This is a genomic window from Acidobacteriota bacterium (genome assembly GCA_012517875.1).
GTDB lineage: Bacteria > Acidobacteriota > JAAYUB01 > JAAYUB01 > JAAYUB01 > JAAYUB01.
On record JAAYUB010000178.1, the window covers coordinates 1 to 10,204 of the forward strand.

The following is a 10,204-nucleotide window of genomic DNA, read 5'->3' on the forward strand; positions in this document are numbered from 1 at the left end:
TGGTGGTCCCGGCCGCGGAGATACTTTCTGGCGCTGGCGTCTAGCATGGGCGCTCCCCCAAAAAATAGTGGGCGAATATACGTGAAAAGCGCCGGCGGATCAACGGCGAATTCACCGGACTTTCACCACCTGCTGGTAGATGGCCTCCAGGCGCTGTCCGATGCTCGTGTAATTGTAACGCTCCGCCACCAGCTTCCGGCCCTCGCGGCCCAGGTTTTCGGCACACTGACGATCCTGCAGCAGGTAGCAGACGCTCTCGGCGAAATTCTCCTCCTGGTTGGCGATGATCAGGTGCTGGCCGTCGCTGACGTCCAGACCGGCCGCGGCCAGTTCGGTCGCCACCACCGGTTTGCTCATGGCCAGCGCCTCCATCACCTTGACCCGCATCCCCATGCCCAGCCGCAGCGGCGCGACGATCACCTGGCAGCGCGCCAGCGCCTCGCGGATGTCCGGCACGAAGCCGGTGATGACCACGCCCGGCCGGTCGCGCAGCGCGTGGAACTCCTCGGGCGGGTGGATGCCGATCACGTAGAACTTCGCCGCCGGCAGCCGTTCTCGGATCAGGGGGAACACGCGGTCAACGAAAAAATGGACGGCGTCCACATTGGGATAGTGGTGATAGGCCCCGAAAAACCCGATGGACAGCGGTTCTACATCCGCTGCGTCGTGAGGGGCGAAATAGTCTGTGTCCACCCCGTGGGGCAGCACATCGATCTTGTCGGCGGGCACATAACCGTGGAGTTCATCTGCCTCCAGCCGGTTCATGCAGATGATCCGGTCCACCCGCTGCAGGATCTCCAGCTCGCGCTTCATCACCTGCAGGGAATCGTAGTACATCTTGATCTTCTGTACCGGGTTCGACAGGAACGGGATGTTCTTGCGATAGGCCATGAAATTGACTTCGTGCTCGGTGAGCACGGTGGGGATGCTGCCGAGCTCCTTCAGGTAGATGCCCATCTGGATATACTCGAGCTGTGCCAGGTCATACCGCTCCTTCTTGAGCAACTTTTGGAGTCGGGCGCGGAACTCGCCCGACATGTAGTCGATGAACGGCTCGAACGGGAACAGGTAGAACGGTCGCCGCTCCGGCATGGGCACGATGATCAGCTTGTCGCACATCTGCTTGAGTTCGTGGACGCGCGAATCGTCATCGTTCTTGTTTCGGAAGGTGAGGAGGGTCAATTCATGGAACCGGTGCAGATAGTGGAACAATTCGAATATTCGACTGCTTCCACCGTGCAGACCGCGGCCGGGCAGGTAAGCGCTGAGGCAGAGTATCTTCATGAATGGATTCCAGGGCGGTTATTATACTCCACCGGTCCACCGGCGACAAGAAATGCCCTTGCAACTTGCGGATGCTGCTCGTATCCTTTAGGTGGCTGGAGGGTTTGGGCAGATGATTCGCTTTGAAGATATCGCCGAAAAGCTCACCGCGCACTACCCCAAGGCGGATCTTGACATGCTGAAGCGGGCCTACGTCTTCTCGGCCAAGGCGCACGCGAACCAGTTCCGCAACTCCGGCGATCCCTATCTGGCCCATCCGCTCGAGGTGGCCAACATCCTCGCCGAGATGGGACTGGACGAGATCGCGGTGGCGGTGGGCTTCCTGCACGATGTGGTCGAGGATACGCTCACCGACATCGATACCATCCGGAAATACTTCGGCGATCCGGTCGCCCTCATCGTCGAGGGCGTCACCAAGATCGGCCAGATCGCCTTCACCTCCACCGAGCAGCGCCAGGCGGAAAATTTCCGCAAGCTGCTTCTGGCCATGAGCGACGATGTCCGGGTCATCCTCGTCAAGCTGGCCGACCGTCTCCATAACATGCGCACGCTCAAACACCTGAGCCCGGATCAGCGATCACGCATCGCACGGGAGACCAACGAGATCTATGTGCCCATCGCCAACCGTCTGGGCATGGGCAAGATGAAGAGCGAGCTCGAGGACTTGGCCTTCTACCACCTGGAGCCGGAAAAATACCAGGAGATCATCGCCCTGATCGAGAAGCGGCGGGCCGCCGGCAACAAGCTCCTGAAGGACGTCGAGGGGCGGTTGCGCACCATCTTGGCGGAGAACAACATCCCGGCGGTGTTCCAGGCGCGGATCAAGCGCGTGGCCAGCATCTACGCCAAGATGAAACGGCAGCGGATCTCCTTCGACGAGGTGTACGACTTTCTCGCCGTGCGCGTCATCACCGACAGCGTGCCGAACTGCTACGCCGTGCTGGGCATCGTGCACACCGCCTGGAAGCTCGTGCCGGGCCGCTTCAAGGATTACATCGGCATGCCGCGCCCCAACGGCTATCAGTCGGTGCACACCACGATCATGAGCGAGGCCGGCATCCCCTGCGAGATCCAGATCCGCACCGAGGAGATGCACCAGATCGCCGAAAGCGGTATCGCCGCCCATTGGATGTACAAAGAGGGCAAGATCACCAAGGACGACACCGACCGGCGCTTCGCCTGGTTGCGGCACCTGCTGGAATGGCAAAAGGAGGTCCAGAACCCCCACGAGTTCCTGACCAACCTGAAGATCGACCTGTATCCCGAGGAGGTGTACACCTTCACCCCCAAGGGCGATGTCATCATCCTGCCCAAGGGGGCGACGCCGGTGGATTTCGCCTACGAGATCCACACCGACGTCGGCCACCAGTGCTCCCAGGCGCGGGTCAACGCCCGGATCGTGCCGCTCAAGTACCAGCTCCGCAACGGCGAGATCGTGGAGATCATCACCGCCAAGGATCATCATCCCAGCCGCGACTGGCTCACCTTTGTCATCTCCGCGAAGGCGCGCAACAAGATCCGGGGGTGGCTCAACAAGTACGAGCGGCAGCAGGCCATCGAATTCGGCCGGAAGATCATGGAGAAGGAGACCCACCGGTTCCACTCGTCTCTCAAAGCGGTGTTGGGCCACGCCGACTTCGCGGCGCGGCTCACCGAACTCGGGGTGATCAAGCCCGAGGACCTGTACGCGCAGATCGGATTCGGCAAGGTGTCGGCGCGGAAATTCCTGGAGAATCTGCTCGGGGTCGCCCCTGAGGCGCCGGCGCCGGATGGCGCCATCAAGAGCCTGGTCAAGGATGTGTTCAGCCTGGGCCGGGACAAGCTGCTGGTCAGCGGCATGAGCGACATCCTCATCAGCCGAGCGCGCTGCTGCAGCCCCATCCCCGGCGAGGAAGTCGTGGGCTACATCTCCCGCGGCCGCGGCGTCATCGTGCACGCCAAGGACTGTCCGAACGTGGAGAAGCTGCTGAACCATCCGGAGAAGGAGATCGAGGTCACCTGGGGCAAGGCGCAGAAGGGGGCCACCTTCCCGGTCCGACTGCTCGTCTACACCGACGACCGGAAAGGGTTGATCGCGGATATTTCCAATAAAATCACGAAGATGGATGTGAACATCCGCGACTTCCGCGCCCATTCCAAGGGGCGTGAGGAGGGCGTGTTCCAGATCGCCCTGGAAGTCGCGGATCGATCCCAGCTGGATAAAATCATCCGCATGCTGAAGTCGATCAAGAATGTTCGGGATGTGGAACGGGCGGACTATTCCAAGACGTGACGCGCGCGCTGAACGCTCAGGCGCGGGACGCGGAAGTCGGCTTGACTACCTTGCCGGACCGCAGGCAGCGGGTGCAGACCCGGATTTTTTTCACGTCGCCGCCCACCTGCGCTTTCATCTTGTGCAGATTTGGCTCAAAGCGGCGGTTCGTGACGTTGTGAGCATGGCTCACGTTATGGCCAAAAACGGGCCCTTTCCCACAGATTTCACAGCGCTTGGACATGGTTCCTCCACGGCAGCCTTCTCAAAATAAAGGCGTATCTTAGCCAATGCACCCCGGTCTGTCAATCATTTTCTGGACCGGCACGGCGGCCGGCCGCCCCGCCGCTACGGCTCCCAGCGGTAGGCCGCCCGGTCCAGCTCCTCGAGCGTGCGGATCGGCCGGGGCGGATTCAGGTATCGCGCCAGGAACTGGTAGATCTTGACCCGGGTCTGCCGGGCCAGCCGCGTGTCGATGCGGTCGAAGCTGTGGCCGCCGGGTGCATCCTTGAAGATCTCGTATTCGAACGACTTATCTTCCGCTTTCAACGCCTGGATCAGATGCTCCACTTCGAGGACGAACACATCATCGTCGTTGGTGTTCGTGTGGATCAGGAGCGGCGTGCGCAACTTGGCCGCGTTCCAGGCCGGCGACCGGCGGCGATACTCGTTGACATTCTGCTGGGCGGTCTGGCCGAGGTGGTAGTCCGCCGCAAACTCGCGGCGATACTCGTCGTCGGAGTAGCCCATCCGGGCGATGAGGTCGCTCACCGGCACGCCCGCGAACGCCACCTGGTAGTCGTCCGGGTGATCGAAGATGTTCATCAGGGCGATCATGCCGCCGTGACTCCAGCCGACGATGCCCGCGCGCTTGCCGTCGACGGCGGGGCAGTTCTCCGCCACATAGAGGCGGGTGGCGTGCACGTCATCGTTCTCACGCCCGCCATAGTCGATGCGCTCATAAAAACCTTTGCCGTAGCCGGTGCTGCCGCGGTACTCCGGCGCGGCCACCACATACCCCTGGGCCACGAGCTCGCGGACGATGTGGGTGTGGTAGGTGGTGAAGTTGGCATGCACACCGCCGTGGGGCAGTACGATCAGAGGCAGCTTGCCGGCGCCGGCGGCCCATTTCGGGACGAAGAGGTAGGTCCAGAACTTGAGGGGATTCTGGGCGCCCATGGCCGTCGGGTTTTTCACCTGAGCCGGCGGAGGGCCGACGATGAAGAGCTTGTCCACCAGGGCCACGTCGCCCACGCGCTGGAACCAGAGCAGGTCGTCCACGGCCTTTTCCAGCACGTCGAGGCGATGGTCGAGCGCCTCAAAGCGGCGTTCCACGGCGCTCCGTTCCGGGGTCTTTGCATCGTCGCCCTGAGCCAGCCCGGCCGTGCCGAGCGCCAGCACCACGGCCGCCGTCCATGCCAGGCGGCCGAACCACGACTGGTTTGCGTTCAGGATGTTCATGGGATCTCCTCCAAGTGTCTACTCCCACCGCCGGGAGATGGGATCGACCGGCCGTTCCGGCACCGAAAGCCGCCGCCACGACCGCCCGTCACATCAGGCCGGTTGTGATGACCGGCGTCAGTTCCCGGTGGATGACCGTTTGACGGTAACCATTCTCGGCCCGAATGTCAAGCCGTCCCGCAACCGCACCGTCGTCCCGGTCTCCGAAAACATCGGGATCGCCCCTTGCGTAAGAAATCAGACATTTTGGTGAAGGAGAACGCATGCGCACACACCCTCTCGTTGCTCTGACTGCGATTGTTTGGCTCGCCATTTTCGGTTCGGCCCAGGCACCCTCGTCCACCGGCCGGGCCGAGGACTCTTCGCGCCAGCTCGTGCTGGTGGAGCAGCCTAAGCCGGTGCCGGCACCTTGGCGCGCCGGATTTGATTCCATCACCGCAGCCGACGCGGGTATCTGGATTCGCTGCCTGTCCGCCGACGCGCTGGAGGGCCGCGAGACAGCCACCACCGGCCACGAGGCGGCCGCTGAGTTCGTCGCTGCCCTGCTCGCCTCATGGGGTGTCGTCCCCGCCGGGGACCCCGTCCGCGTGGAGCCGGCAGGTGCCTTTGCCGCCGGTCCCGCCGCGCCCCGCCCCGCCGGGCCGCCCGCCCGCTCATACTTCCAGCGGGTGCCCATCCGGGAGATCCGCTCCGCCACCAGCCGCATCACGGTGGGCCGCAGCTCCGGCGCCGCCGAGCAAGCCCATGTCTTCCAGCCGGACATCGATTACCAGTTCCCGCGGGTGCGCCGAACCGAGGTGCTCCGCGCCCCCGTCGTATTTGTCGGGTACGGCATCCGGGAGACGGCCGCCGGCTGGGATGACTACCGCGGCGTCGACGTCAAAGGCAAGGTGGTGCTCATCCTGAACGGCGCCCCCCGCCCAGACGATCCGGCCTCGCCGTTCCACCAGCCGGAGCTCAAGGACAAGTATACCGGCGCCCGGCCGCGCCGCACCGCCTCGCCGAAGACGGCCGCGGCACGCGAGCTCGGCGCCCTGGCCGTGCTGCAAGTGGAGAGCGACGCCGCCGGCCGCGACGTTGCCGCCCGGGTGCTGGACGGCCGCGTCGTGGACGACTCCAAGCCCGTCATCGACACGGGCGACCGGGAACTGGAGCTGCCCGAACCGACCGCCCCGCTTCCCATGGATGCGCTGCCGACTCTGACTGTCTCTCGCGAGATGGCCGCCTACATCGTCGGCCTCGCGGACGCGGAGCTGGACGGCCTCCGGGCCGATATCGACGGCAAACTGCAGCCGGCCTCACGGGAACTGGCCGGCGTCACGCTGGAACTGCGCAGCGAAGTCACCAGCGCCCTGACCAGCTCCCGCAACGTGCTGGGTTATGTCGAGGGATCCGATCCGAAGCTCAAGGACGAGGTGGTGGTCATCGGCGCCCATCTGGACCACCTGGGACATTACGGTCCGTACATCTTCAACGGCGCTGACGACAATGCCTCCGGCGCCGCCGGCCTGCTTGAGATCGCGCAGGCGTATGCGATGGGCGACGCCAAGCCGAAGCGGTCGGTGCTGTTCGCCTTCTGGACTGGCGAGGAGCAGGGTCTCCTCGGCTCGCGCTACTATGCCGACCACCCCTTCGTGCCCATGGACCGGACGGCGGCCTGCGTGAACCTTGACATGCTGGGCCGGTCGTGGACAAAGGAGCGTCTGGAGCGCGTGTCGCGCATGTGGGGGATCAATCTACCCGAAGACGTAATGGCCAGAATCAAGGTGGAGGAGTTCATGGCTCTGTCGCTGAGTGAAACCGAGGCGATGGACGCGGCCATCCGCGCCGCAAACACCCACGTGGGGATGGCGCTGTATCTCCGACCCAGCCGCGGGGCCGCCGCCGGCGGCAGCGACCACGCCCCGTTCGCCCAGCGGAACATCCCGTGGACGTTCTTTTTCAGCGCCATGACCGAGGATTACCACACCCCGGGCGACTCCGTGGACAAGGTGGAGCTGGCGCGGGTGGAGCGCCTGGCCCGGCTGGCGTTTCTCACGTCGGTGGAGCTGGCGGAGGGCAGCCACCGGTGAACGGTGAACAATAAAGAGATAGGAGATAGGAGATAGGAATAGGCAAAAGGATTGAGAGGTGCCACACAGAGGGATCCAAGTAGGGATCCCAGGTGGTGAATCAGAAACAGGAGACGGGAGACGAAACAAGAAGCGAATCCCGAAACCCGAGACCGTTTTCCGATGTCCGATGGCCGATGTCCGCATTACCGGAACGAGCATCGAGCCTCGATGACAATTACGATTACGATTACGATTACGAGCACGACTACGATTTCGGTCCACGACGATGGGTAAGGCACTCGAGCTCGAATCATCGATCGGCTTCTAACTCTTCTCGCCTATCTCCTATCACCTGTCTTCCTACTGTTCACTGTTCACTTACTCTGCGCCTGCACCGCACTCATGAAGTTGAACTGCTGGTCAAAGAACAGCACGAAGGAGAGCACGGGCGCCTCTGCGGTGACGTGGATGTAACCGCTCGCCTGGTTCTCCAGGGTGCCGATCCCCTCCATGGTGCTGAGCTGGCGCACGTACTTCTCGCCCGGCGCCAGGGTGCGGTTCACCACGTTGCCGTTCAGCGTGCCGTCGATCTTGTGCACCGAGATGGAGATATTCACCGGCGTCGTGGTGCTGGGGTTCACCACCGAGATGCCGGTGCTGTACACCACGCCGCCCACATCGCCGTTGGCCACCTGGGCGTAGTAGAAATCCTTCGAACCGGTCGCCTGGAGCGGCAGCGTGGACTCGTAGAGATGGTGCGCCGGATCGCCGAAGGTGATGCAGCCCGCCAGCGGTTTGCCCGGCGAGCGGATCTCCAGCCATCCCTCCGACGAGGCGCCGTCGGGGAGGCCGAGTTGCGTGTCGGTCAAGGTCACGGTGGCGCTCCGTGGAACCGTAACGTTGAATGGTGCGGCCATGGGGGTGCCGTTCGCGTAGTACGGCCGGATCTCGGCCGTGGCGTCGCTGCCGTTGCCGCCGTTGTACAGGTTGATCGAGGTGGAGTAGATCCCCGGCCACAGCACGATGTGGGAGGCAAACAGCGTCTCCGCCCGGTCGCCGAACGGGACGGCATTGGTTGTGGCGACGCAATCGTCGCCGTGGCGGATCGTGGCGGTGGCAATGAACGGATGCCCGCTCTCGAGGTAGAGGGCCCCGTCGAATGAACCGAAGGCCGTCAGGTCGGTCACCAGCGCGCCGCGGGCGGGAACCGGAAAGGATCCGAGATAACTGCCGCTGGTGGCGAAACTGCTCTGCAGTTCCACCGTCATCCCATCAGCACTGGGATTGACAATGCGCACCTCGGTGGTGTAGCCGTTCTGCATCTGGATCCGCGGGATGACACCGATTTTCATCGTCTCCGTAAACACATTGGCGCCGTCCAATCCCTCCAGTAAACCCCATGGGAACCACTGGGTCAGGAAGAAACCCAGCAGGCCGTACTCCGAGGTTCGCGCCTCCACCCACCCCTGGGCGGGCTGGGTGAGCAGCAGTGCCCCTTCCGCCTGGTAGGCGCCTTGCCCGCCGGCCGGCCAGTTCCAGTTCGGCGAATCGGCGATGGACTGGCCGTTCACGTCATAGGCATGGAAGGTGACCGTGGACGCCTTGGCGCCGGTGTTGACAAAGCCGAATCCCTCGGTGTGGGCCGTCGGATCAAAATCCAGCCGCGGGAAGTATCGAAGAGCATAAATTGAACCTTCGTCCAGGTTGTAGACCAGCGGGCCGCCGGGATGGGGCAGTTCTGCCAGAGGCGGGAACGGGATGGATTCCGCGGGTGGCGTCTCCGGGATCTCCACCGGCGGGACGTCGGCAAACGACCGCACCGCCGGACACACGGGCAGGTAGTAGTACCCGCCGCCCCCCGTGGGTACCGTCGCCGCCATGATCGCCTTGACCTGGATGGGCCGGACCGGGTTGATCTGGAAGGTCATGGTGTTCTCGTACCAGAGTTCCGGCGCCCCTTCGGCGGGCACCAGCGCCGGTGGCACCCGGACGATCACCAACTGGTGGCCGGGCTCGGCGTTCAGGGCATGATTCGAGGTAATGGGGACGGTGCTGAGCCCCGCTTGGACCTCCAGCGGTCCGCTGTGACCGCTGTAGTCGTCATAAGCCGCGGCAAAGCCGGTGATGTCGTCCGGAAACTGTAGGATTCCCACACCGCCCACATCGTTCACGGAGATCTTGTTGGAGTGGATAATCTGGACCCGCATGTCGTAGCTCACCCCCTCCTGGTGGTAGTCCAGGAACGAGTACGAGCCGGTCAGCACGCTCGCCGTGCTCTCCTCGACGGTGGGCCGGACGCCCCCCATCCAGATGGTGAGGGTGCCGGTGCCGTCGGGGGACATGCCGCCGCGCATGGGACTCATGTTGAGCATGTTGAAACAGGAACAGGCGCCGCCGATGAACGGCACCAAGGCGGCGAAACCGACGATCAGGGCAATTTTAAAGCTGTTGGACATAATCATCCCTCCAGTGAAGATTTACGTTTGGGGTTGCCGGCGAATCCCTTCGGCCGACGATGCCCCGCCGGTCCGCGGACCGCGGCGGGCGGCGGTTCCGGCGGGGCACTGCGGCTGCTCCAGCCAAGCAGCGCCGCCCCGCCTGCAGCCGCAACGAGGCCGGCCGCCCAGATGACAGGAGCTGCCGCGGCCTCGGCGCGGAATGCGCCCACCCCCGCGTGGGCGGCACCGGCCAGGAGCAGTCCCACTCCGGCGCTGCGGCCGGGCGGCATGAACCGGCCGCTCCGGCGGCTCCAGACCGCCAGTCCCCACAGCCCCGCCGCGATGAGAAGATAAACCGTCGCATAATACAACTGGACCGGATGGAGCGCCTGGCCGGGGTAGTGATCGCCGGCGGGGGAACCGGGCGGGAACCGGACGCCCCATGGCATCACCGTGGGGATCCCGTAGCAGCAGCCGGCCAGGAAGCAGCCCGCGCGCTGGATGGCCAGGCCCGCCAGCACCACGGGCATGTAGGTGTCCAGCACCGGCCGGAGCGGGATGCGCCGCCGGGCGGCGTACGCCGCCCAGGCCAGCGCGGTGGCCGCGGCCACCACCCCGGCGGAGAGTTCACCCAGTCGCCAGAACTGCAGCAGATCCATCCAGGCCGCGGCGCCGAAATCCAGATCGTGGAACATCGCCCAGAGTTTCGGGGCGAA

Annotated in this window: 7 protein-coding genes; 2 read left to right on the forward strand and 5 right to left on the reverse strand. The window is 64.1% G+C overall.

Features of this window, described 5'->3' with window-relative positions; genetic code table 11:
* Window positions 1–111: 111 nt before the first annotated feature.
* Window positions 112–1,284, reverse strand: coding sequence for a glycosyltransferase (locus GX414_16780; protein NLI48759.1), 1,173 nt, complete (start codon window positions 1,282–1,284; stop codon window positions 112–114).
* 112 nt (window positions 1,285–1,396) lie between these two features.
* Here GX414_16780 and GX414_16785 point away from each other — a divergent pair, with 112 nt between their 5' ends.
* Window positions 1,397–3,556 (forward strand): bifunctional (p)ppGpp synthetase/guanosine-3',5'-bis(diphosphate) 3'-pyrophosphohydrolase, encoded by a 2,160-nt coding sequence (locus GX414_16785; GenBank protein NLI48760.1) that lies wholly within the window; start codon window positions 1,397–1,399, stop codon window positions 3,554–3,556.
* Between the two features lie 16 nt (window positions 3,557–3,572).
* Here GX414_16785 and GX414_16790 read toward each other — a convergent pair whose 3' ends face one another.
* Window positions 3,573–3,779, reverse strand: coding sequence for a 50S ribosomal protein L28 (locus GX414_16790; protein NLI48761.1), 207 nt, complete (start codon window positions 3,777–3,779; stop codon window positions 3,573–3,575).
* 104 nt (window positions 3,780–3,883) lie between these two features.
* On the reverse strand, window positions 3,884–4,996 hold the full coding sequence (locus tag GX414_16795) for a S9 family peptidase (protein NLI48762.1): 1,113 nt from the start codon (window positions 4,994–4,996) through the stop codon (window positions 3,884–3,886).
* Between the two features lie 263 nt (window positions 4,997–5,259).
* Between GX414_16795 and GX414_16800 the strand changes: the two genes are divergently transcribed.
* A complete protein-coding gene (locus GX414_16800; protein NLI48763.1) occupies window positions 5,260–7,068 on the forward strand; it encodes a M20/M25/M40 family metallo-hydrolase in 1,809 nt (602 codons plus the stop codon).
* A 356-nt stretch (window positions 7,069–7,424) separates the two neighbouring features.
* On the opposite strand, the gene GX414_16805 is transcribed toward GX414_16800, so the two are convergent.
* Both GX414_16805 and GX414_16810 read right to left on the reverse strand, forming a co-directional pair.
* The gene (locus GX414_16805; protein ID NLI48764.1) at window positions 7,425–9,506 is read right to left on the reverse strand and encodes a hypothetical protein; all 2,082 of its coding nucleotides are present in this window, start codon (window positions 9,504–9,506) and stop codon (window positions 7,425–7,427) included.
* Between the two features lie 2 nt (window positions 9,507–9,508).
* A partial coding sequence (locus GX414_16810; protein ID NLI48765.1) for a prolipoprotein diacylglyceryl transferase occupies window positions 9,509–10,204 on the reverse strand: 696 nt, incomplete at its 5' end.

Excerpts from the sequence above, each read along its gene's own strand:
- GX414_16780 (NLI48759.1), bottom strand. The coding sequence starts at position 1,284 with ATGAAGATACTCTGCCTCAGCGCTTACCTGCCCGGCCGCGGTCTGCAC.
- GX414_16785 (NLI48760.1), top strand. The coding sequence starts at position 1,397 with ATGATTCGCTTTGAAGATATCGCCGAAAAGCTCACCGCGCACTACCCC.
- GX414_16790 (NLI48761.1), bottom strand. The coding sequence starts at position 3,779 with ATGTCCAAGCGCTGTGAAATCTGTGGGAAAGGGCCCGTTTTTGGCCAT.
- GX414_16795 (NLI48762.1), bottom strand. The coding sequence starts at position 4,996 with ATGAACATCCTGAACGCAAACCAGTCGTGGTTCGGCCGCCTGGCATGG.
- GX414_16800 (NLI48763.1), top strand. The coding sequence starts at position 5,260 with ATGCGCACACACCCTCTCGTTGCTCTGACTGCGATTGTTTGGCTCGCC.
- GX414_16805 (NLI48764.1), bottom strand. The coding sequence starts at position 9,506 with ATGTCCAACAGCTTTAAAATTGCCCTGATCGTCGGTTTCGCCGCCTTG.